The organism is Oleiphilus messinensis (assembly GCF_002162375.1).
GTDB lineage: Bacteria > Pseudomonadota > Gammaproteobacteria > Pseudomonadales > Oleiphilaceae > Oleiphilus > Oleiphilus messinensis.
Window position 1 is genome coordinate 360930 of record NZ_CP021425.1, and the last position, 23305, is coordinate 384234.

General features: G+C 48.9%; 20 protein-coding genes. 11 read left to right on the forward strand and 9 right to left on the reverse strand.

From position 1 onward, the window contains the following. Positions 1-52: 52 nt before the first annotated feature. From OLMES_RS01560 to OLMES_RS01570, 3 genes are all read left to right on the forward strand, one after another. Positions 53-1045 carry an aspartate carbamoyltransferase catalytic subunit gene (locus OLMES_RS01560; RefSeq protein WP_087459632.1) on the forward strand — a complete coding sequence of 331 codons (993 nt, stop codon included), beginning with the start codon at positions 53-55 and terminating at the stop codon, positions 1043-1045. 6 nt (positions 1046-1051) lie between these two features. Next, the gene (locus OLMES_RS01565) at positions 1052-2332 is read left to right on the forward strand and encodes a dihydroorotase (RefSeq protein WP_087459633.1); all 1281 of its coding nucleotides are present in this window, start codon (positions 1052-1054) and stop codon (positions 2330-2332) included. Positions 2333-2408: 76 nt separating this feature from the next. Continuing rightward, on the forward strand, positions 2409-2819 hold the full coding sequence (locus tag OLMES_RS01570) for a ComEA family DNA-binding protein (RefSeq protein WP_087459634.1): 411 nt from the start codon (positions 2409-2411) through the stop codon (positions 2817-2819). Between the two features lie 94 nt (positions 2820-2913). On the opposite strand, the gene OLMES_RS01575 is transcribed toward OLMES_RS01570, so the two are convergent. After that, positions 2914-3222 carry an HU family DNA-binding protein gene (locus tag OLMES_RS01575; protein ID WP_269767773.1) on the reverse strand — a complete coding sequence of 103 codons (309 nt, stop codon included), beginning with the start codon at positions 3220-3222 and terminating at the stop codon, positions 2914-2916. Between the two features lie 521 nt (positions 3223-3743). Between OLMES_RS01575 and OLMES_RS01580 the strand changes: the two genes are divergently transcribed. The 4 genes from OLMES_RS01580 to OLMES_RS01595 all read left to right on the forward strand — a co-directional run bounded on the left by OLMES_RS01580 (position 3744) and on the right by OLMES_RS01595 (position 9653). Further along, positions 3744-4796 (forward strand): hypothetical protein, encoded by a 1053-nt coding sequence (locus tag OLMES_RS01580; protein ID WP_232465244.1) that lies wholly within the window; start codon positions 3744-3746, stop codon positions 4794-4796. Between the two features lie 110 nt (positions 4797-4906). After that, positions 4907-5929 carry a putative solute-binding protein gene (locus tag OLMES_RS01585; RefSeq protein ID WP_087459636.1) on the forward strand — a complete coding sequence of 341 codons (1023 nt, stop codon included), beginning with the start codon at positions 4907-4909 and terminating at the stop codon, positions 5927-5929. Positions 5930-6118: 189 nt separating this feature from the next. After that, positions 6119-8185, forward strand: coding sequence for a TRAP transporter large permease subunit (locus tag OLMES_RS01590; protein WP_087459637.1), 2067 nt, complete (start codon positions 6119-6121; stop codon positions 8183-8185). Between the two features lie 256 nt (positions 8186-8441). Beyond that, on the forward strand, positions 8442-9653 hold the full coding sequence (locus tag OLMES_RS01595; RefSeq protein ID WP_087459638.1) for a GGDEF domain-containing protein: 1212 nt from the start codon (positions 8442-8444) through the stop codon (positions 9651-9653). A gap of 79 nt (positions 9654-9732) precedes the next feature. Here the strand turns inward: OLMES_RS01595 and OLMES_RS01600 are convergent, their stop codons facing one another. From OLMES_RS01600 to yrfG, 5 genes are all read right to left on the reverse strand, one after another. After that, complete coding sequence (locus OLMES_RS01600) at positions 9733-11352, reverse strand: long-chain fatty acid--CoA ligase (protein WP_087459639.1); 1620 nt, start codon at positions 11350-11352, stop codon at positions 9733-9735. Between the two features lie 236 nt (positions 11353-11588). Continuing rightward, on the reverse strand, positions 11589-13169 hold the full coding sequence (locus OLMES_RS01610) for a phosphoenolpyruvate carboxykinase (protein ID WP_087459641.1): 1581 nt from the start codon (positions 13167-13169) through the stop codon (positions 11589-11591). Positions 13170-13358: 189 nt separating this feature from the next. Further along, positions 13359-14210 (reverse strand): Hsp33 family molecular chaperone HslO, encoded by an 852-nt coding sequence (gene hslO / locus OLMES_RS01615; RefSeq protein ID WP_087459642.1) that lies wholly within the window; start codon positions 14208-14210, stop codon positions 13359-13361. A gap of 356 nt (positions 14211-14566) precedes the next feature. Further along, positions 14567-14995, reverse strand: a complete 429-nt coding sequence (locus tag OLMES_RS01620; RefSeq protein ID WP_087459643.1) for an RNA-binding S4 domain-containing protein — start codon at positions 14993-14995, stop codon at positions 14567-14569. A gap of 7 nt (positions 14996-15002) precedes the next feature. Beyond that, entirely contained in the window at positions 15003-15686 is a 684-nt protein-coding gene (gene yrfG / locus OLMES_RS01625) for a GMP/IMP nucleotidase (protein WP_087459644.1), read from the reverse strand. A gap of 223 nt (positions 15687-15909) precedes the next feature. On the opposite strand from yrfG, the gene cysQ reads away from it, so the two are divergent. Continuing rightward, positions 15910-16725, forward strand: a complete 816-nt coding sequence (gene cysQ, locus OLMES_RS01630; protein WP_087459645.1) for a 3'(2'),5'-bisphosphate nucleotidase CysQ — start codon at positions 15910-15912, stop codon at positions 16723-16725. A gap of 90 nt (positions 16726-16815) precedes the next feature. On the opposite strand, the gene OLMES_RS01635 is transcribed toward cysQ, so the two are convergent. Together OLMES_RS01635 and mutM are read right to left on the reverse strand one after the other, a co-directional pair. Continuing rightward, on the reverse strand, positions 16816-17148 hold the full coding sequence (locus OLMES_RS01635) for a hypothetical protein (protein ID WP_087459646.1): 333 nt from the start codon (positions 17146-17148) through the stop codon (positions 16816-16818). A gap of 144 nt (positions 17149-17292) precedes the next feature. Next, entirely contained in the window at positions 17293-18105 is an 813-nt protein-coding gene (gene mutM, locus OLMES_RS01640) for a bifunctional DNA-formamidopyrimidine glycosylase/DNA-(apurinic or apyrimidinic site) lyase (protein ID WP_087459647.1), read from the reverse strand. Positions 18106-18160: 55 nt separating this feature from the next. Between mutM and OLMES_RS01645 the strand changes: the two genes are divergently transcribed. After that, positions 18161-20158, forward strand: a complete 1998-nt coding sequence (locus OLMES_RS01645) for a hydantoinase/oxoprolinase family protein (protein WP_232465246.1) — start codon at positions 18161-18163, stop codon at positions 20156-20158. A 104-nt stretch (positions 20159-20262) separates the two neighbouring features. Next, positions 20263-21198 (forward strand): GGDEF domain-containing protein, encoded by a 936-nt coding sequence (locus tag OLMES_RS01650; protein ID WP_087459648.1) that lies wholly within the window; start codon positions 20263-20265, stop codon positions 21196-21198. Here OLMES_RS01650 and rsmD read toward each other — a convergent pair. After that, on the reverse strand, positions 21190-21873 hold the full coding sequence (gene rsmD, locus OLMES_RS01655; protein WP_087459649.1) for a 16S rRNA (guanine(966)-N(2))-methyltransferase RsmD: 684 nt from the start codon (positions 21871-21873) through the stop codon (positions 21190-21192). The two genes, OLMES_RS01650 and rsmD, sit on opposite strands and share 9 nt — an antisense overlap. Before the next feature lie 226 nt (positions 21874-22099). Between rsmD and ftsY the strand changes: the two genes are divergently transcribed. Continuing rightward, entirely contained in the window at positions 22100-23269 is a 1170-nt protein-coding gene (ftsY, locus tag OLMES_RS01660) for a signal recognition particle-docking protein FtsY (RefSeq protein WP_198343180.1), read from the forward strand. The last annotated feature ends 36 nt before the right edge of the window (positions 23270-23305 follow it).

Genomic DNA, 23305 nt, shown 5'->3' on the forward strand with positions numbered 1-23305 from the left:
ATTCGGGTGAGCTTTAAATTTTGTTCCTGATAAATCATTTCAAGGGATTATCATGTCGTATCCGTTGCATGCTGATGAAATTCAGCTCAACCAAAATGGCCAGCTCAGGCATTTTCTGACCGTTGAAGGTTTATCAAAGGCACTTCTGGAAGAAATTCTGGACACTGCTGACTCCTTTATTGAAGTGGGTGCCCGATCGATAAAAAAGGTGCCGTTATTGCGGGGTAAAACGGTAATTAACCTTTTTTTTGAGCCCAGTACCCGTACCCGTACCACCTTTGAACTCGCAGCGCAGCGTCTCTCTGCTGATGTACTTAACTTGAATATCAGTACCTCGGCTACCTCCAAGGGCGAGTCTCTTTCCGATATGTTGCAAAACCTTGAGGCCATGGCGAGTGATATGTTTGTTGTGCGTCATGCCCAAAGTGGAGCGCCTCATTTCATTGCCAAATCTGTGTGTCCCGGAGTGGCGATTATCAATGCCGGCGATGGTCGTCATGCGCATCCGACTCAGGCGATGTTGGATATGTTGACAATCCGTCAACATAAAGGCCGTGTAGAGGGGATGGTTGTTGCAATTGTGGGGGACATTCTCCATTCCCGGGTAGCGCGGTCTCAAATTAGAGCTCTGCTCACTTTGGGGGCTGCAGAGGTGCGGGTTATCGCACCGCAGACTTTATTACCTTTTGAGCCGGAGGCTTTGGGTGTAAGTGTCTTTCATAACATGCAGGCAGGCTTACGTGATGCTGATGTTGTCATAATGCTACGCCTGCAAAAAGAGCGTATGGAAGGGGCGCTTCTGCCCAGTGAGAGCGAGTACTTCAAACTGTATGGTCTCGATGATCAAAAATTGGCCTATGCGAAGCCTGATGCCATCGTGATGCACCCCGGCCCGATCAATCGAGGGGTGGAAATTGCGTCCGAAGTTGCGGACGGACCCCAATCTGTGATTCTGAATCAGGTCACCAATGGTATTGCAATTCGAATGGCTGTGATGTCGATGGCGATGAGTGGTCAGATTGCAAGCGCTCAGAATCGGAGTTAAGGGATCATGACAAAGTATCGAATAGAAAATGGTGTATTGCGTTGTCCGGTTGCCGGGCAGCGCCAGACCAATCTGTATGTTGATGCCGGAAAAATCGTTGCGGTAGGGGATTCGTGCGATGGTTTTGCGGAAGCGGTATTGGTGGATGCCCGTGGTAAGTGGATTATGCCCGGCATTGTAGATTTGAGTGTTTCGTTGCGCGAGCCGGGTCTCAAGCAAAAAGGGTCAATTGAATCGGAAACCTATGCCGCTGTGAAAGGTGGGGTGACAACCGTATGTTGTTCACCATTGAGCAATCCGGTCAATGACTCGGAGGCGATCAGCCACTTGATTGGCGAACAGGCCCGTAAAGCTGGATACGCACGGGTTTTGCCAGTGGGGGCAATGACCAGTCGTGGTGAAGGTAAACAGCTCAGTGCTTATTACGCCTTACGATCTGCGGGTTGTATCGCGGTGAGTCACAGTCGGGATTGCGCCATTGAACCTCAAGTTTTGAGACGCTGTTTCCAGTACGCCCGGACACATGATTTGACCGTGTTTATGGAGCCTCAGGAAACCACATTGGCCCAAGACGGCTGTGTAAATGAGGGAGTCCTGTCGGCACGGTTGGGATTGGTTGGTATTCCGCATCTCGCTGAAACGTTAATGGTATCCCAGTCTTTGCTGCTGGCGAAAGAAACCCGTGTCCGTCTGCATCTTAGTCAACTGTCCTGTGCTGAGTCGGTTGCAATGATCCGGCAGGCCAAGGCGAATGGTGTTGCGGTTACGGCGGATGTCACGATGCATCACCTTTTGTTGACGGAAAACGATGTTGAACCGTTTGATGGCCGTTACCACGTGCTGCCACCATTACGCTGTGAATCTGATCGGGAGGCACTTATACAGGCTGTATCGGACGGTACCCTGGATGCAATTGTGTCGCAACATGCTCCCCATGAGCAGGCGGCCAAACAGGCGCCATTCGGCGAGACCGAACCTGGGGTGAGTTCCATAGAACTGTTGCTTCCTCTTCTGTTCCGGTTAGTTGAAACCACTGGATTGGATCTGGATACGGTACTCCCTTTGCTGACGACGAAACCTGCAGCGATCGCTGGATTAACCGAATATGGGTTACAGGCCGGTGCTGTTGCTGATTTTGTGATTGTTGATCCTGACAAGCGCTGGAAGGTCAATGCCAGTGAAATGCGTTCCCGGGGTAAGAACACCTTGTTCTCGGGTGTGGAACTGCCGTGTTCTGTTGAAAAAACTTTTGTTGCAGGTCAGAACGTGTATGATTGCACTCTTTGATCTGTGATTATTCTGTTTACAATGACATGGTTTGGACTATGTTTTAACTATTGATATGTAATGGGGAAAAGGAAATATGTTTTTTATCATCGTTGGATTGGTGGTGGTAATTTGGTTGTTGTGGAATATTTGTCGCAATACCAATGATGCCTTGGACAAGCAAACAGCCATTCAATACGAAATTGTTTCGCTGGAAAAGCGTATAGAAGAATTATTGGATAAATTGCCTGAAAACCTCTCTGGGGAGGGCAATTCTGTAAAAAAGACTGAAGCACCAGTTGCAGAGCTTGACTCTGGGCTGGTGGATCTCAATCACGCAACGTTAGCAGATCTGGTTGCGCTTCCTAAAATTGGTAAAGCGTTGGGGCAACGTATTATTGAAAAGCGCCCATACGCAGCAATCGATGATTTGCTTCAGGTTCAGGGGATTTCGAAAGATATTCTTGAAATGAATCGCGCACGCCTGACTGTGTCTGATGCACCTTAAGTCTGAATAATCCTCGTTGTGGGGCGATTGATGTAGCAGTCGCTACCCCTTTCTGAGCCGGCGACCGATGTTATTCGGGGCCGGCTCTTCACTTTTAAGATTCGTTTACGGCTTCTCTTAAGGATTTTCCTGGTTTAAAATGAACGCCCTGGCTGGCGGCGATGGTCATGGTTTGCCCGGTTTGAGGGTTGCGACCCGAACGTGCCTTGCGTTGCGTAACATTGAACGATCCAAAACCCAACAATGAGACCGAGGCTCCGGATGCGAGTGCGTTGGTGATCTCATCAGTGACCACGGTGATAACTTCACTGGCTTTCGCTTTGGATAGTTGGGATTGAGTTGCAATAAGTGATGCCAGCTCTGGTTTGTTCATGGGAGACCTCTTTACAGTTTGTGTCGGGATCAGGAGGGGGATGAGCCAGACAATGCGTGTGCAATTTGAGTATTGTAGTGATTTTAATCACTGTTTCGCTGTAAAACCTGTCGAATCGTCAGGAAAAGCGTTACTTTTTGTAATTTAATTTGCCGCTTTGTGTTGTTTTTCTCACAAACATGCCAGAAAAACAGAGATAATCTCTCCCACTTGGGAAATGGGATATCTGTTCTAATTTAAAATTTTGTGAACAAATTATAAGAGATAGTCTGGCTTTTGTTTCTGTACTTGCGAAACTGGTTGAAATTTGATCAAATCTGGCCTGGCTCGGGTAGTGAGATAGTCGCCCCCGGTTGCAGCGACGTGATACCAAAAGAAACAGGCGCACTGATTTAACGGATGTACAAAATCCACTGCAATACGAAATTAACGACTGTGCTTTGCAACAGATGCATAGAAAAATAAATGTAGAAAGAATTTAGTAAGACTGAAACTCAATTAAAAAAAACACGATAAGCACTAATAACAAAGATGTAAGAGAGGAGATCAGAGTGTCGCAGGCAGCTTTCAACAATAAACGGAAAGGGATCATCAAACTGGTAACGATCACCATGGTGACATTCGTGTTTTCCGGATGCAGTATGATCAATCACATGATTTATAAAACAACCGGTATGGTTCTGCAAGGGTATACGGAAGAACATATTGTGCCCTTTACACTGGAACAGGATGATCTGGAAATGGGCTGTGCGCTGAGTGAAGCCACTACGCCCTTACTGATGTCCTTTGGTCGGGTGACGGCATCACCGGATCAGATCGGAACCATGCTGTACCTTTCCGCTGGTACGTGTGAAGAACAGCGAGCACTCGAAGATGAACTGCGTTACTTGCGGGCGATAAAAGAACAGCGTCCGGATGAAGCAGAAGATGCCTTGATTGCACAAAAACGGCACTTGGTCAAAGCGGCGAAGCGTCAGTTTGAAGGCTGGAATCGCTTGGTAGCCCACTATGGTGAACCTGGTGGTGCGGAGTGTCCGGAACTGGATAATGAATTTGATCAGTTTATCTGGTTGGCGGGGTTGTTGTCCGGTCTGCAGTCGCTGAACAGCGAAATCCAGTCAACTTCAACGATTGGTGTACCGAAAAATATCGCTGCCAAGGTCGAGCGGGCTGCAGGTTGTCTGGAAGATGATGCGTGGTGGGGTGCACCGATGGCATTGAAAGCCACGGTTTGGGCCATGCTACCCGGTGCGGAGCCGCAAGGTGAAAGTGCATGGGAACGTCTTGAAGCCGCAGACAAAAAAGGTATTAAAGCTCGGGTAAGGTTGACTCACGTATTGCATGCTCTGGCGGCGTACACCAAGGGTGATATGGAGCGTGTTCGCAACGTCATTCGTGCTCACGCAGAAGCCATACAGAAAAAACCGGCGCGGCCAACTCACCGACTTATTGATGCTATTGCGACCTACAATATACAGGCACTGTCAGATCGATTATGGACTCAGAACACGGGGCACCGTACACCCGTGGGTGGGCTTGGAACCTTCTGGGATGACAAGAAGGAGTCCAATGTCGAGACGATAGAGCTGGATGATTTCCTGTAAACCGGGAATACGGATTAATAAGAACTAAAAACAGTTCAGAGCAACAATAACTACGATTTTTTACAAAAATTGCAAGCAACTAAAGATAACTGGAAGGGAAAGGCGTAACCATGAAACAAATACAACAACGCATCAAAGCTGCTGCCGTTGTAGCAGCCAGTACTGCAGCTTTTGCATCGTTTAACGTAAATGCAGATGCGCTGGATCGAAAGTTCTGTATTTTCGACCCTATCGGCAATAACGGACCTTTGTTCAACGTAATGAAATCCGCTAAACCTGCCGCATTAAAATGGGGTGTTAATTTAGAGCTTTCCGCATACACGGATGAAAAAATTGCTTCTGAGGATTTTAAAGCAGGTCAATGCGATGCTGTATTGTTGACTGGTACCCGTGCTCGTGAATACAACAAGTTTACAGGTTCTCTGGAGGCGTTGGGTGCAATTCCGGGTGATCAGGAAATGCAAATGATTTTGCAGACACTGAATCAACCGAAGGCCTCTCAGCTGATGACCAGTGGTAATTACGAGATTGCAGGTATTTTACCGGCGGGCGCGATTTACCTCTTTTTGCGAGACCGTAACATCAACTCTGTTGAAAAACTGCAAGGCAAAAAGATCGCTACACTGGATTATGACCAAGCCTCTCTAACTATGGTTCGTCATGTTGGTGCATCTGTTGTTGGTGCGAGCTCTGCGAATTTCGCCGGTAAGTTTAACAACGGTAGCGTTGACGCTGCCTACGCGCCCGCTGTAGCTTACACGCCACTGGAATTGTACAAAGGTGTTTCTCCAGACGGTGGTGTATTTGATTACAAACTGGCACAAATGAATTTCCAGATTGTTATTCATCAGGATAAATTCCCATCCGGTTTTGGTCAAAAAGTGCGTGAGTATTCTGCTGCTCGCTACACAGAAGCCTATGAAATTGTTTCCACTGCAGAAGCGGAAATCAAACCTGAGCATTGGATGCGTCCTAAAAAAGAAGAAGTGGAAGGCTACGACAAGCTGTTGAGAGAAGTGCGTATCAGCCTACGGGATGAGGGTGTTTACGACGGCAAAGCATTGAAATTGATGCGTAAAGTGCGTTGTAAAACAAACCCGCAAAACGCAGAGTGTGCGGAGAATCGTGAGTAATCGAGCGTGCTTTTCTTTTGCAGGGTGCACGAATCTCCAGGTTGCAATGCGCAATCATAGCGGAGTTGTCATATGCAAAAGTGGTTAGCATGATCTGAAAACGTCGAAACCGGAGTTATCTTCCCAGACTAAGGCTGGTTAGGAGCTTCGGTTTCGTCCCGTTCAACAGTTGAAGTTTATGGATTACTCATGGCAAAAGGTTTAAATGCAAGAACCCCGATAGAATGGTTGTCCTCTTTGCCCGCGTGTATCTTGTTGCTTTCGGTTGTGATTTTCAGTACCAGTAGCGACATTCACAACAAGATGCTGCAAATAGGGCAGGCTTCGTGGCCGGGCTATTATGAATTGAGAACGGATCCCACAGCACCAGAGTGCGATCCCGATTTCAATATTGACAAGGAAGTAGATCGTCGAATTGCGGAAGAAGCTGCCAAACCCGTTGATGAAGATGTGCTTGATCTTCTGGCAGATGATCCTCTTGATCCTGAAATGTTGCGTGCCGCACTGCGCAATTCAAAAGAAGAGTGTGTTGAACAGTTTGCGCGATTTGAAGAGCTGAAGGAGCGGGTAACACCGGCTTTGAAAGCGTATCGTAGCGTTGAACTGTTTGTTGCAGATTTGATCGCTTTCGGTTTAACCTCTCAGCGTTTTACTCTGGCATTGCTCGTTGCGCTTTGTGCGACGACTGCAACGTTTACCCGCCACCATATCGCCATGCGTGCGATGGAAACCCAGCTTGATCATACCCTGTCGCACTTCCTGCAGTTTATCGCAAACTGTATGTTGTTCGTCTCTGCATGGTCTTTCCGTGACCTGTCCCATGCGGAGGGAGGAATCGTTCCGCTCGACAAGGAAATACTCCACGACACCTGGATTGCCGGGTTTGGTTTGATCACGCTCGTGAGTGGTATTCAAATGTTTCGTGTGCCCGCAGATGCGCCTGCAGGCGGAAATATCGGTAAAGCACTTTTAGCTGTGCCGCTTTACACGACCATGTGTCTCATCTCGGGTACCTATTTCATGATGGGAGGCCATGTTGCTGGTATCGGCATCTATCTCGACAAAATGATGGATCTATCAGACATGTTCCTGAATGTCGGTCTGTTCGTCTGGGCGGGTATGATGTTGAAGCACACGCGACTGGCTAAACTCGTATTCGACCTGTTCCGGCCTTGGAAGATGCCTCCCGAGCTCCTGGCATTTGTAGCAGTACTCGTGGCAGCGATACCGACCGCGTATACCGGCGCTTCCGGTATCTTTGTAATTGCCGCCGGTGCGGTAATATACAGTGAGCTGCGTTCTGCTGGTGCGAGGCGTCATCTGGCGCTGGCTGCATCGGCTATGTCGGGCAGTATGGGGGTTGTATTACGACCTTGTTTGCTGGTTGTGGTTATTGCTTATCTGAACCGGGAAGTCACCACCGATGATTTGTTCGGCTGGGGGTTATATGTCTTCATTTTGACCGCCTTCCTGTTCTTTGCTGTTGCAATGACCGTTAACCGACAAAGCAAGATTCAGTTGGCACCATTTGCTGATGCATTGCCGGGCACATTGCAGGCCATTAAGCCGCTGATTCCTTATGTGGCGGTCATTGCCGTTATTTTGCTGGCGTATTACTACGGGCTGGGTGTGACCATGGACGAGTTCTCTGCTGCCCGTATATTGCCAGTGATCATGATTGGTATTCTGGTGTATGAGCATTTCCGTCATCGCAATGAGCGTGATGAGCAGGGTGAGAAGTCACATCAGGGACTTGAGCGCAGTGTTCGATTCTCGATCAATGAAACAACCGCAGAAATAGGTGCGTTGCTATTCCTGTTCGGTCTCTCAGTGAGCATCGGTGGTGTTATCGAACGGGCGGGGCTAATGGAATCCTTCCCTGATTCATTCTCCAGCCAGTGGACTGCAATGTTGTTGTTTGTCTGTATCCTTGTTGTTCTGGGTATGATCATGGATGCATTTGGTGCCGTCATACTTGTGAGCGCCACAATTGCTGCAGTGGCTTATGAGAGTGGAATTCATCCGATTCACTTCTGGATGGTAACACTGGTTGCATTTGAGCTTGGCTACCTCAGTCCACCCGTCGCCTTGAATCATTTGCTCACGCGGCAGGTTGTTGGTGAGCGGGAGTACGAGCTTGCTGCACAGGAAGAAGGTACGTTCTATCAGCGCCATGAACGTGTACTTATGCCATTGCTGGTTATGAGTATCGCGCTGGTGTTGGTTGCGTTTGTACCGTTGATGGTGGGTTATTGATCGTTTTGAGTGATTAATAACTTACCCATCACAAAAAAGGAGGCGAAAGCCTCCTTTTTTGTTGTCCTGCCATTAATGAATCGCCACTTTTGATTCGCTCGATGTTATCTGTCTTGAGTTGTTTCCTGGTGACCTGCATGGGATTGACTCAATCTATCGTAACTTCATCTCGGCGATATCCGTGCTATAGTAAAATGTACGCGATCTGTTCACTAAAAATAATTATTTTGTTCGTTCCCGTCAGCCCGGAAGGTATATGAAGTTTTTAGAAAAGGCTTTGGCACACTTTGGCAATCCGCTCGAATGGGGCTCAATTGGAAAAGCCTGGGTATTAGTGACGCTAACCGGAGCGATGCAATTGCAGTATCTGTTTTGGGCGGAGTACCTGTTGGCCCATGAGTCTGCTCCAAAATATGTGCATATTGATTTTCTCGAGAGTAACCTTTACCTGCTCTATATTTGTGTAGGGCTGTCCCTGATGATTTTTGTGTCACTGTTTGCGTTCAAATACCGCTATGGTGAACATATCCTGTACGAGCATTTTGCTGCCCAGTATTATGGCTTGTCATTATGCTTTTATGGCTATTTAGTTGGAACCATGAGTCTACCGACGGGTATTGTCCTGGCGGGTGCCCCGGTTGTCGGCTTGATTCTGTTTAATCGTTGGGTTGTTCTCTATGCGTTGATTACGGCCTGTTCAGTTATTGTCATTCTCAGTTATGGTGCTGCCCTGAACTATTGGCCTTACGCGCCTGCAATAAAGTACCCGGTAAGTTCCGGTCATGGTTTGTCCCTGTTCTGGTTGACCCATATGTACATTTTCGGGGCGCCACATTTATTGATCCTGACGGCATTTGCATATTTTGTTCTGAGACGTTGGCGACGTCGTGAACGGGAAGTCAAGCAGCTTAGCATGACCGATTCTCTGACCGGTCTGCTCAATCGTGGCGCTATTTCCGCATCGTTGCGATCCGAACAGCAGCGAAGTTCCCGAACCCGTATTCCTTTCTCGCTACTCATGATTGATCTTGATTACTTTAAACAAATTAATGATACCTGGGGGCATCAAACAGGCGATCTCGTGCTTACGGAAACCGCTCGAATTCTCAGGGATTGTGTACGGCAATATGATCAGGTAGGCCGTTTTGGTGGAGAAGAGTTTCTGATAGTGCTGCCTGATACCGATGAGCACGAGGCCTTTCAATTGGCCGAGCGTTGTCGCCAGAAAATCGAGGCGGTAAAAATCGATGTGGGTTCCCGCACGTTGAAGGTTACTGGAAGTTTGGGGTTATTCTGTAATGAGCAGGAACTGGATTTATCGGCAGAGCTCATGTTGCATTATGCAGATAAGGCGCTGTATGAGGCGAAAGCCCAGGGTCGTAATCGGGTGGTGGTCAGCAAGGCTGATGTAAATGAATCCATCCGGTTTTCTGCTGCCGCTTCTGCATCTAATTATGCAATGAAATAATCATGTCCTTGAGTTCAGCCGGGGTATTTCAAAAGATTTCCAACCCCGGCTTGAACCTTGTTTTGCCCCTGTGGGTGGCTTAAACCGTATTGAACAGCCCCTGATATTGATCACGTAAATTTCGCTTCAGGAGTTTTCCTGTCGGGGTGTGTGGTAACTCGGATACAAAGAGTACTTCATCGGGTAACCACCATTTTGCGACTTTGTCGCTGAGAAATGAAAGCACATCCTCTTTCGTCAACGTTTGATCCGGTTTCAGAACCATCAACAGCACAGGACGTTCATCCCATTTCGGATGAGGGACGCCAATGACCGCACACTCCGCTGCGGCTGGGTGACTCATGGCCGCATTTTCGAGGTCGATAGAGCTTATCCACTCGCCCCCGGATTTGATGACGTCCTTAGCCCGATCCACGATGCGCATCGTTCCACTGGCATCTATCGTGGCGACATCTCCTGTGTCAAACCAACCGTCCTCCCAGGATGATGTGTCATCTGACTTATAATAACCGGTTGCAATCCAGGGGCCTTTTACCAGCAGGCGGCCATAATCTTCGCCATTGTGTGGTAATGGATTATTGTCGGCATCGACGATTTTCATTTCCACGCCAAACACTGCACGTCCTTGTTTGGCTTGAAGTGCATAACGTTCTTCGCGGCTGACGTTTACCATATGCTTCGAAAAAGCGTTAATGGTTCCTATCGGCGACATTTCAGTCATTCCCCAGGCGTGTATTACAAAGGCATCATGTAGTTGATCAAATGCTTTGATCATTGATAGTGGCGCAGCAGATCCGCCTATCACTACATTTTTAACCGGTGTTAGCGTCAGGCTTTGTTGTTCGCAATATTGCAGGAGTCCGAGCCAGACAGTGGGAACGCCCAACAAGAGATCAACTTGTTCCTCTTCGATCAGTTCATACAGGGATGCGCCATCCATTCCTGGTCCCGGTAACACGAGGTTTGCACCACACATTGTTGTGCTGTACGGGATACCCCAGGCATTCACGTGAAACATAGGAACAACGGGCAATACCGCAGAACGGTTTGATATATTTAAAGCGTCCGGCGAGAGGGATGCGTATGCGTGGAGCACTGTGGATCTGTGACTGTACAAAACACCTTTGGGATTTCCCGTAGTGCCGGATGTGTAGCAAAGCGCCGCAGCGTCTTCTTCATTTAGTTCTGGCCATTCGTATTGGTCATCTTCCTGAGCCAGCAGGGTTTCGTAAGAGAGTAGCTCCAGTGGGGAGTCGGGCAGGGCGTTTTCAGGTGCCATCACCACGATTTTTTCAATGTGGGTGAGTTCCGACTTGATGCCTTCGAGTAACGGGATGAATTGCAGGTCGACGAAAACAATTCGGTCTTCGGCATGATTCAGGATGTAAGTGATCTGCTCGGGAAATAGTCTTGGGTTCACGGTATGAATGATGGCACCCATTCCGGAAACCGCGTAGTAAAGCTCATAGTGACGATGGGTATTCCAAGCCAGTGAGGCAACCCTGTCTTGCTTCCGGGTGCCCAGTTTGGCAAGTACATTTGCCAGTTGTCGGCTGCGTTTTGCGGCTTCGCCATAGGTGTACCGGAATATTCCTCCTTCAGGACACCGGCTGATAATACGGCTATCAGCGTGAAATTTTTCCGCGTGTTGGAGTATTGACGATATTGATAACGGGCTGTTCATCATAAGGCCATTCATGGACGCTTCCTTATTTGCTGTTATTTTTTTAAATTCTTTGTTCGGGATCTGGGGGTGTATTAATCCGGGCCGAGGACAGTTTCGTGTTGAGCTTTTCTACAAGCCACTACAATTTAGTGTTTTTTTTCTGGGTGGGTCAAGGGAAGGGCAAAAATATGGGAAAAAAAACCCCGAATTCACATCGGGGTTTTTGTCGGCAGTATTCTTAGCTGCTTTTGAGCATGCTGATGCGCAGATTAAAGTTTAGGGCCTGCATCTACAATTGCATCGGAGACATCAAACTTTTTGAAGTTTTCGACGAATTGCGAGATCAGATCTTTTGCTTTTGCATCATATTCTGCGCCATCAGCCCAAGTGCTTCTTGGGTTCAGCAATTTGCTGTCCACGCCAGGCACTTCTACAGGTACTTCGAGGTTCAGATCAGACAAATGTTCAGTTTGGACATCAACCAGTTCACCATGTTGGATAGCTCGGATGATCGCGCGGGTGGTTGGAATGCTGAAGCGTTCACCCACACCGTGAGGGCCACCGGTCCATCCGGTATTGACCAGGTAAACTTTGCTGCCGAATTCTTCCATACGCTTCATTAACAGCTCGGCGTAGACACCTGCTGGACGCGGGAAGAATGGCGCACCGAAACATGTCGAGAACGTGGACTTCAGTTTGGAAGAGGAGCCCATTTCTGTTGAGCCCACTAATGCGGTGTATCCACTCAGGAAGTGATACGCGGCAGCTTCTTTGGACAGAATGGAAACAGGTGGCAGAACGCCTGTCATGTCACAGGTCAGAAAAACAATAGCAGATGGCTCACCAGCCTGATTTTCCAGAACGCGCTTTTCAACATGCTCCAGTGGATAGGCGCAGCGTGTATTTTCGGTGAGCGATACATCGTTATAATCAGGGGTGCGTGATTGTTCGTCAATGACCACGTTCTCAACGATGGCACCGAAACGAATTGCATCCCAGATAACAGGCTCGTTCTTGCGGCTCAGGTCGATACATTTTGCGTAGCAACCACCTTCGAGGTTAAATACTGTGCCCTTACCCCAGCCATGCTCATCATCACCGATCAGGAAGCGATCTTCATCGGCGGATAATGTTGTCTTGCCGGTTCCGGATAAACCGAAGAACAGGCAGGTTTCGCCGTCTTCACCCACGTTGGCGGAGCAGTGCATAGGCAAAACGTCTTTTTCCGGCAGCAGGAAGTTCTGTACCGAAAACATGGCTTTTTTCATTTCTCCGGCATAGCTCATACCGGCGAGCAGAACTTTACGTTTGGCGAAGTTGATAATTACGGTGCCGTCACTGTTGGTTCCATCACGTTCCGGATCGCATTCGAAATTGGCACAGTTCAGAATTTGCCATTCCTGTTTATCAGCAGGGTTATAGCTTTCCGGTACAATGAAGAGGTTACGCCCGAACAGATTTTGCCACGCCGTTTCGGTGGTCATTTTGACTGCCAGATAATGTTCAGCATCTGCACCGACGTGCACATGGGATACGAAGTGTTCTTTATCTGCAAGGTAGCTCTCAACCCGTTCCCATAACGCATCAAACTTGTCTGCGTTAAATGGCTTGTTGATGGGGCCCCAATGGATCAGATCAGCGGTGCTGGGCTCCTCAACAATAAAGCGATCCATGGGAGATCGGCCCGTTCTGGCACCTGTGGTGACCACCAGTGAACCGTTTGCTGCCAACCGGCCTTCGTTTCGTTTTAGCGCTTCTTCGACCAGTTGCGCCGATCCCAGATCTATATAAGTGTTGCTCACTTCGACCTCGCCCTTTGTGTGATAGTGAAAAGAATGCTTTCCTTTCAATGATTTGCTTTGAAAAATCGATTTAATGTCAGCCCATTAAATGTGCTGTTTTGTACGTTTTTCGATCATTCATTAAAGAATTTGGGGCGCCATTATGCCAAAAACGCCAGCAAAAAACGACCTTTACCCCAAGTTTGGATTATTTATTCACCAGCAAAGTTCTATATTGTTGAAATATAACAATAATTATTAATGCAGTGGAGGTGTGTGGAAGATTGTATCCAGCTCTTCTTTTTTGAAAGTGTAGGTTTCGGCACAGAATTGGCAGTCAATTGTGATTGTCCCCTGTTCTGCAACCAGAGTGTAGGCATCATCTGATCCGAGGGCTTCTATTGCCGCAGTGCATCGTGCTTTGGAGCAGCTGCATTCAAACGAAACGGCTTCTCCTGGAAATAATCGAACATCCTCTTCATGAAAAAGCCGGTGTAAAATCTGTTCTGCCGGAAGGCTTCTGAGTTCTTCAAAGGTAATTGATCTGGCCAGGGTTTCCAGGCGATTCCAGGTTTCGTCATCTTCACGGTATCCTGGTAATTTTTGCAGGAGCATGCCTGCTGCACCCGTCTCGTCACAGAAGAGCAGAATAGTGGTTTCCAGTTGCTCTGACTGGGTGAAGTAGTCTTCCAGGCAGCTACTCAGGTCAGGTTTTTCCATCGGAATGATACCTTGATAGCGCTGTCCTTTTTCAGGGTCAATCGTGATGACCAACTGGCCCTGACCAAGTTGCTCCTGAATGCTGGATACGGTTTCGGGTATATTCTGGTATTGGGCAATGGCTCTTACTTTCCGGTAATGAGTACATTCTGCCATCAATAATGTAACGGGCCCGTTACCCCGTGCCTGCAGTGACAATATACCATCAAATTTTAGTGTACCGCTGAGTAGAACCGAGGCGGCCAACGCTTCGCCCAGCAACGTTTGCACTGCTTCCGGGTAATCACTTTGGGCAAAGGCGTCGATAAAGCTTTGTTCCAAGCGGACAAGCTCACCCCTGATTTCGTGTTCTTCAAAAATAAAGCGGTGGAATAAGTCGTGTTCGTTCATAGGGTAACTCATGAAAAGGGATAACTTGTGGTGCCTCAGAAGTATTGTTCAGGCTTTGCTAGGGTCTGTTGACGTTTCATATTTAACCTCTGCCAGCGCTATTTTTTTGTCCAGTCAGGCGCTGCGAGTGTCGTGTAGTTATTCTACATCAGCGAGCAGCAACGCATCGGGGCGAAAAAATAGCGCTGGCCCGAAGGGTTGAGCCTGAAAATCGCTCACTCCGCGTCACTCGTCGCTCATTTGGAATAACCAAACCACACTCCTCATTTCTTGATTGAGCAATTTTCAGGCTCAACAGAGGTTAAATATGAAACGTCAACAGACCCTATTATTTTAGCAGCAGCGACTACGCTAAATCACGAGTTATCTGTTTCTTTAAACTTTTGCAGGTCTCGCCGTTGTTTTTTGGTTGGGCGGCGAGCCGGCGGCAGGTGGGCCATCTGTAATTGTTTGCGTTGCCAGGAGGATTCTTCCCGTTTCTTTTCACTCTCCATGGTTTCCCGGTAGAGCAGTTGAGCCTCGGGTGCGCTTTTCCGGCGATCACTGAGATCCAGAACAATGACTTCTTTATCGGCCCAGCCCTGGCGTATTTCCAAGCGAGCGCCAATATCGACGGACTTTCCGGGCTTACAGCGAGTACCATTGTATTTAACTTTTCCACCTTCGATCGCTTCCTTGGCGAGTGTCCGGGTTTTAAAAAAGCGTGCGGCCCAAAGCCACTTATCAAGTCTGACTTTGTTTTCTTCTTTATCTGTTGATGTTGATGCGCTCGATGTATGGCTCATAGGCAAATCAAAATCCGTTGGGTTTACGAGTGGGCTTAACGCTGGAAAAGCTGTTCACGGCTTCATATTCAGAAATAGCGCGTTCCGGTTTTTGGCTATCCGGTTGCACAATGCTGAGGAGATTTTTGATACCGTATTCCCTTGCCGAGGCTAAGACTGCCAGGCTGTCATCGATAAGCAGTGTAGAGTCGGGATCAAAAGGCTCTTCTTCCTGCAGGCGGTGCCAGAACGCCTGGGCTTCTTTCGGGTAACCATAGTCATGTGATGAGATCAGGGCATCGAAATAGCGATCGAGCTGGGTAATGCGAAGTTTCAAGTTGAGGCTTTTACGGTGCGCGTTGGTAACCAGTACAACGCGGTGGTGTGTTTCCTGCAGTGTTTGCAGAAAATGTTCGACGTAGGGGCGAAAAGCAATCAGGTGTTGCACTTCTTCTTTTAACTGGCCAATATCAAGACCCAGCGTCTCACTCCAATAGTCAACGCAATACCAGTTAAGCGAGCCCTCCTGGTCGGTAATGAGTTGATTAATGGTCGTGTGGGCTTCGGGCAGGGATAATTTTTGCGCCTGTGCATAGCGAAGCGGTAAATGTGTCAGCCAGAAGTAGTTATCAAAATGAAGATCCAGAAGTGTACCGTCCATGTCGAGCAGAACGGTGTTAATCGAATGCCAATCGAGGTTGGGTTCAGTCATGTAGGATTTACAGGCCCCTTGGTTTGTTGCAAATCGTTTTTGTCGCAAGCTGTTCTGTTTTGAAATCGCACTAAGCCTGGAACAAATGTTCACGCTTGCTGTAGATAAAATGTTTTACTGACCGTTACCACTAGAATATGTAAATTTGGGCGAATGAGTCAACCAAGACGCCTCATCCGCTGTGACTTTTTCAACACTTTGAACTCAATCCAGGGAAACAAATATGGTAAGTGATCGACTAAAAGAGATTCTTGATATTGCCCAAGCGGCGGGTGCTGCGGTAATGGAAGTTTATCAAGGCGAGGAGGATTGGGAGATCCAGCAAAAGGATGACGATAGCCCGGTGACAAAGGCAGATCATGCCGCCCACCAAGTTATTATGGCGGGATTGTCTCGTATTACACCGGACACCCCTGTAATATCCGAAGAAGGCGGAATCGTAGAATATTCAGAGCGGCGAGGTTGGACGGAATACTGGCTGGTCGATCCGTTGGATGGCACTAAAGAGTTTATCAACCGGAATGGTGAATTCACAATCAATATCGCCTTGATTCGCAATTATGAACCGGTTCTGGGTGTAGTTTTCGCACCTGCCCTGTCGGTTTCATATCTGGCAGAGCGGGGGGAAGGTGCCTGGAAGATTGATGCGCAAGGGCAGCAGACGGCGCTCCGGGTGCGTCCGCTTTCAACCCGGAAAGTTGATATCGTGGCCAGTCGAAGACACGGTGGCGAACAGCTGGACAAGTTGTTATCGCGATTGCAGGGGAGCATTGAAGAAGTCCACTATGTCAATATGGGCAGCTCACTGAAACTTTGTGTTTTGGCGGAGGGGCAGGCAGACTGGTATCCCCGATTGGCGCCTACGAGCGAATGGGACACGGCCGCAGCCCATGCGGTGCTTCAGGAGGCTGGAGGGAAAGTTGTTGACGATGGCTTTAGGCCGCTGCGGTACAACTGCAAGGAAAGCTTGCTGAATCCACATTTCCATTGTTTCGCCGATGCGGATTATCCGTGGCAGGATCTATTGGAAAATATTTGAGACCGGCGAGTGTTTGCACGCCAATATAATCGTCCCCTCAAATGAGGGGGCGAAGCACATTGGGTTTAAGCACATTGGCTTTATCTGTGCTTAATTTTCTTGTTCAACCACGTCGCTGGACTTGCGGCCCGGAATGGTGCAGCCAAGACAGCGTATAAATGTTGCTTCTGCGGGTTTCAGTACCAGAATCTCGCCACTTTCTTTGAGGTTTCCCCCCAAAGCCGAAAACGGAGAGGCCACCAAAAACACTGCGCTGCCGGCTAATGTTGTAGCAAACAGCAAGGGGCGGGCTACCAGTATATCGCCAGTCATTGCCAAAGCACTGGGGGTTTCATTCACGGGATTGGCATAACCGATAGTTGGCAGGCTCAGCAGAGAAGCCGCCATCAGTGCATAAAATCGTCGGGAAATTGGGTTTGCCATGCAGGCTCTCCTGAATCAAAAAAACCACTATCACTATAACTATAACAGCTATCTATTTTCTGTCTAAAAATTACCTGTTTTTCTTTTGGTTGCACGTGATCTTGTGAAGTAGTTCCTTAACTATTATTTGCCCTTTACTTCGCTTCAGCGCTGACATCGCTTGCAATAGACGGTGCTGCGGTTTCCGAGGCGCACTTCAGTCAATTCGGTTTCGCAGGTTACACAAGGCAGCCCTTTTCGCCCGTAGGCAAGTAACTCTTGTTTGAAGTAACCCGGTTTACCATCGCTACCGACAAAGTCCTTCAGTGTCGTGCCGCCTTGATCGATCGCCTTTTCAAGGATTGATTTGGCGTTTTGGCTCAGTTTTTGATAGCGTTCACGGGATATTTGGCCTGCTGCGCGAGTGGGCTTGATGCCGGACAGGAATAAGGCTTCAGTCGCATAGATGTTACCAATGCCGGTGACTACAGCTTGATCCATGATGAACTGCTTGACCGTTGCGGTTTTACCTCGTGATCGTGCATAGAGATAATCACCATTGAATGCCTCTGCCAGAGGTTCCGGGCCGAGTTTGCTCAGGAGAGGGCTGTCTTCCGGGGTATCCCCAAGCCACAAAACTGCACCGAAACGGCGGGGGTCGCGAAAACGCAAAACAGTGTTGGCAAAATGGATATCAACATGATCATGTTTTTCGGGGAGTTGATTCGGGTCTACAATGCGCAAACTGCCAGACATTCCGAGATGGATAAGCAACCAGCCCGGATCAAACTGCAGTAAGAGGTATTTGGCGCGACGGTGGATATTTAGTAGTCGGGCTTGATTTAACCTCTCGGCAAGGTCATCCGGGATAGGCCAGCGAAGCTTGGGCTGGCGAATACACACGTCGGTTACACTTTTCGACAAAATGTGGGGGGCAATGCCCCGTTTCGTGGTTTCTACTTCGGGTAATTCTGGCAATTGAAAGTCCTTAACCTAGTATTTGAAAGCTCTCAATCAAACTGAGATTACCATTATGATGCAATCGCAATCAGACTGTAACCGGAAAACTAAAATACTTGGTGTTGATACCGGGGGGACGTTTACTGATTTTGTTTTATTTACTGGCGATGGGGTTGTTTTGCATAAGGTGCTATCCACGCCCAGGAATCCGGCGCAAGCGATTGTGCAGGGGATCAGTGAGCTGGGCCTGGATTCGGCGATAAAGGCCGGTCAGGTGCTGGTTGTGCACGGTACCACGGTAGCGACCAATGCAGCGTTGGAAAAAAAAGGGTGTCGTACGGTCTACATTGCCAATAAAGGGCTCGCCGATGTATTGGCGATTGGACGCCAAACTCGGGCAGAGCTGTACAACTTGACGCCGGTAAAAGAACCGCCCGTTATTGAGCCTGAAAATTGTTTGGAAGTTGATTGTCGAGTCTCGGCCAAGGGGGAACGATTGGTCGCATTGGATGAGGTTAAGATCGCGGCGCTGGTTGAGCAGATAGATGCCCTAAAACCCGACGCGGTAGCAATTAACTTGTTGTTTTCCTTTCTTGATGAGCAGGATGAAAAAGCCTTGGAAGCGGCGTTGACGGATCGTTACTTTGTCAGTCGGTCGTCTTTTGTCTTGCCTCAGTACGGGGAGTATGAGCGGGGTATGGCGACGTGGTTGAACGCCTGGCTGGGGCCGAAGGTTGAACAATATCTGGGGTTTCTGGCGCAGGCATTGCAGCCCGCAAGAATCTCGATTATGCAGTCATCAGGGGGAACCATTGCGCTGGAGCAGGCGAGCCAGCGCGCCGTGAATTTACTTTTATCCGGACCTGCAGGTGGTTTGTCCGCCGTTGCTTATTTATCCGGAAAACTCGCCGAACCCCGAATGATGACATTTGATATGGGTGGGACTTCCACTGATGTCGCTCTGGTCGATGAGGGCATCCGTATTACCCATGAAGGGCATTTAGGGCCGTATCCGGTAGCGGTTCCCATGGTTGACATGCACACCATCGGTGCCGGAGGGGGGTCATTGGCCTGGATTGATGCCGGTGGCATGTTGCAGGTGGGGCCCGAGTCTGCAGGTGCTGATCCTGGCCCGGCATGCTACGGAAAAGGCGGTACTCAGGCAACGGTTACGGACGCCAATGTCGTTTTAGGCCGGTTGCGACCTGAAAACTTCCTGGGTGGCAGCATGTCCCTGGATGAAGAGGCTTCCAGATTGGCTGTTCAAGCCATTTCCGAGCGTTTGGGGGTGAGTGTTCTGGAGGCGGCAGAGGGCATTGTCCGGCTGGCGAATGAGCACATGGTGAAAGCACTGCGCAGTATTTCGGTCCAGCGTGGATATAACCCGAAGGATTTTGTGCTGTGTAGTTTTGGCGGTGCAGGCGGATTGCATGTGTGTGCGCTGGCGGATGCATTGTCGATGACTCGGGCGATTGTGCCGCTTAACAGTGGGGTACTTTCTGCGTTTGGTATGGTGGTCGCGCCCAAAGAGCGTCGTTTGACACGTACGGTTAATATGATTATTGGTCGGGACTCTTTAGCAGAACTGGCACATACGTTCAGTGAATTGCAAGATATCGCAGAGCAGGAGTTATTTCATGAAGGTGTTGCACAGTCAGAGTTAACGGTGACTTGCAGTGTCGCCCTGCGTTATCAGGGGCAGACGTTTACACTGGAATTACCGGCGGATGAGCGCCAGTACGGAGAAATGGAGCCGGCTTTTCATGAAGCCCATAAATTGCGCTACGGTTATCAAATGAATCGTCCGGTTGAGATTGTTAATGTTTCCGTTCGGGTTTTTGCCTCGGTGATGACAGAGAGCTTGTCGTTGACACCTCAACCTGCGGCACTTCGCGCGTCGGGAGGGAGTCAAGCGGGCCATACGGAATCAATAAAACGAGAGCATATGAATATCGGGCAGATTTATTCGGGGCCGCTCCTCATCATCGATTCACACGCCACGCTCTATGTGGACCCCAAATGGCAGGCCCGGTGCGATGAAATGGGGAATGTACTGCTGGAGCATCCGTAAAAGCTGAGAATTCGTTATATTTTGACTGGATTTTTTGATAGTGCAGGTCTAAAACTTAGGTCAACCGTTTTTGGATCGATTCGCTTGTGGGAGCAAGGTGGACAATGGACTACAAACCTACTTCAGCAACAACTGCCAGTATGTTGACTATGGCACAAATGGTCGCAATTACCGAGTGTGAAACGTTAACAGATCTCGGTGATTTGATGGCAGATATTTTTTGCACTGTATTTGATGCTGAGCGCGTGCGCTTTGTTATCGGGAACTGGAATCAGAATGCGAGTGCGTATAGCAAGACCCGGCATCAACCCTGCTTTGTCTTGCATCTGCATAAAAAGCTGGAAATACTGGGCTCTGTCATCATAGAGAATCCGCATCTTGTGCCGGGCAGTGAAGAAATTGATCCGCTGTTGATTTTGTTTTCCAACCAGATTAAACATTTGAATAGCCGGTCCATAGATTTACTGACCGGATTAATGAATCGCCAGGCGCTGGAAACTCAAATTGAACTCTACTCCCGTGATGAGAACTTTCTGAATCAGCACAAGACTCCGGATTTATGTGTTCTCGCGCTGCTTGAGATTGATCATTTTCCGCGTGTAAACGAGGCCTATGGCTGGGTTTACGGAGATGAAATACTCATCAAGTTCGCACGTTTGTGTAGCCAGATATTTCGAGAACAGGACCAGCTGTTCCGCTTCGGTGCTAACCAGTTTGCGGTGTTGTTGCGGTGTCAGAATAAATCGGAAGCAGCATTGATGCTAGAGCAAGCCCAGAAACAATTCAGAGCCCATGACTTCGCCAAGGCAAAGCCCCTTTCTGTTTCAATCGGGTATGCTGTGCTTGGTGTGTCAAGCCAGAAACACGCTTCGACTGAAATCGGCGTACCGCTTCCCTGGAGTGTCCTGATTGATCGGGTGAACCGGGCATTGAGCTGGGTCAAGCAACAGCAGCCCGGGTCATCGATGGCTTATGAAGCAATGCTCGAGCGTGGCTTGGTCCGGGAGCCTCACTACGAAGTGCAGGCAGACTTATTCTGATGCTGTTTCGGAGCTCACACTGGCTTCGAGGTCGGGCGCTTGGCGACGATAGAGTCGATAGCGCACCTGGCCTGCTGTTTTTTCCCGATGCAAGGTCCAGGTGTCTGGCGTGCAAAGCGCATTGAGTTCTGCTTCGGTTTCAATGTAGACCCAGGCGTCCGCGGCCAACCAGCCCTTTTCTTCCAGCAAATTAATGGCGGGGATGACCATTCCTTTTCGAAAGGGAGGATCCATAAACACCACGTTATAGCGTCGGTCCGGGTGGGTGCTTAAATATGACTCGATCGCGTTGTTGGCACAATCCAGGTTCTTGATAGACAGCAATTCTGAATTTTTTTGGATGCTGAGGATGCTGTCTCTGGACTGATCGATTGCTTTCGCATATTGTGCCCTTCTGGATAATGCCTCAAATGCCAGAATTCCGGTTCCCGCGCACAGATCCATGCATGTGCTGCCCTCAATATCAAAGGACAGCCAGTTGAACAGGGTTTCGCGAATCCGGTCCGGGGTAGGGCGGAGTCCATCCCAGTCTGGAAAATTGATTCTTCGGCCTCGATACTGACCGCCAATGATTCTCAGGCTGGAAGTCGGGGTTCCGGCAGGTCGTCGCGCCGATCGATGAGCACGTTGTCCTTCAGGCTTCGGTGGGTGAGATTTAGAGCGGCGATTTTTCATTAAGGCATTTAGAGCGTTTAGCGATTCTGTTGCATCATTTTCCGTTGCATGGTTTATTCATCAACATTGGCTAATGATTCACGAGTACTCAGGGACGTCAAGTTTAAAAGGAATTTGGAGAGACTACAATTCAATAATAGAATACCTGCCATTGACTGAGATTCGAGGGCGGTTTTCAGCCCAGAGCGTTTAAATTTAAACCTATCAGCGAGAGTGATTCAGGGTAATGCAAGCAATTGAAATGGCATTTATTGCCTTACTAGGTCTTTTTGTTCTGCTATTTGCGGTTGATATGATCAGGGCTGCGCGATCGCGCCCCATGCCAAGGGCCTTTGCACAGAGTAAGGTGTCGATTGTCTTTGTTGACAAGCAAAAAACGGAAGATGGCGCGACTGAGGACGCGGCGGCTGAAGTCATTGAGCTCAAGCCCCAGGACAGCCAGGTTCCTGAAACGGTCGAGAAGACACTTGAAGAAGGGGTCAGTTTATTTGCGCGCATGAAGCAGGGGTTAAGCAAGACCCGCGCGAATCTATCGGATAACCTCACGAGTCTTTTCCTGGGTGCAAAAAGCATTGATGATGATCTGCTTGAAGAGATTGAAACGTTGTTGTTGACGGCTGATGTCGGGATGGAAGCCACTTCAGATATCATCAAGGTGATTACTGAAAAGCTGGATCGGAACCAGCTGACTGACGCGGAAATGCTGTATGACTTATTGAAGGAAGAGCTGGCCGGGCTGCTTACAGCCAGTCAGGCCCCCCTTCAGCTTGAAACTGAGCGAAAGCCCTTTGTTATCCTGGTGGTGGGTGTTAACGGGGTTGGCAAAACCACGACAATTGGCAAGCTGGCAAAGCGGTTTCAGCAAGAAGGCAAATCGGTAATGTTGGCCGCGGGTGATACTTTCCGGGCCGCTGCTGTTGAGCAGCTGCAGGTGTGGGGGGAGCGTAACGCCGTTCCAGTTGTGGCCCAGCACACCGGGGCGGATAGTGCCTCAGTGATTTATGATGCGATTGAGTCCGCCAGCGCCAAAGGTGTGGATATTGTCATCGCGGATACTGCCGGACGATTACAGAATAAAGATAATCTCATGGCTGAGCTGGAAAAAGTCGTGCGCGTGATGCGCAAGTTTGATCCGTCTGCTCCCCATGAAGTGATGTTGGTTCTGGATGCGGGTACAGGGCAGAATGCGTTAAGCCAGGCGGAATTATTCCGTCAAGCGGTGGGCGTGAGTGGTATTACCCTGACTAAACTTGATGGTACCGCCAAAGGCGGTATTATTTTTGCCATTGCCAAACAGCAGAATCTGCCCATACGGTTTGTTGGCGTGGGTGAACAAATTGATGATCTGCGCGCATTTGATGCAAATGAATTTGTTGATGCCTTGTTTGCTCGCTAGGCATTCGGTTCGATATTCATGTCGGAGGGGATATAG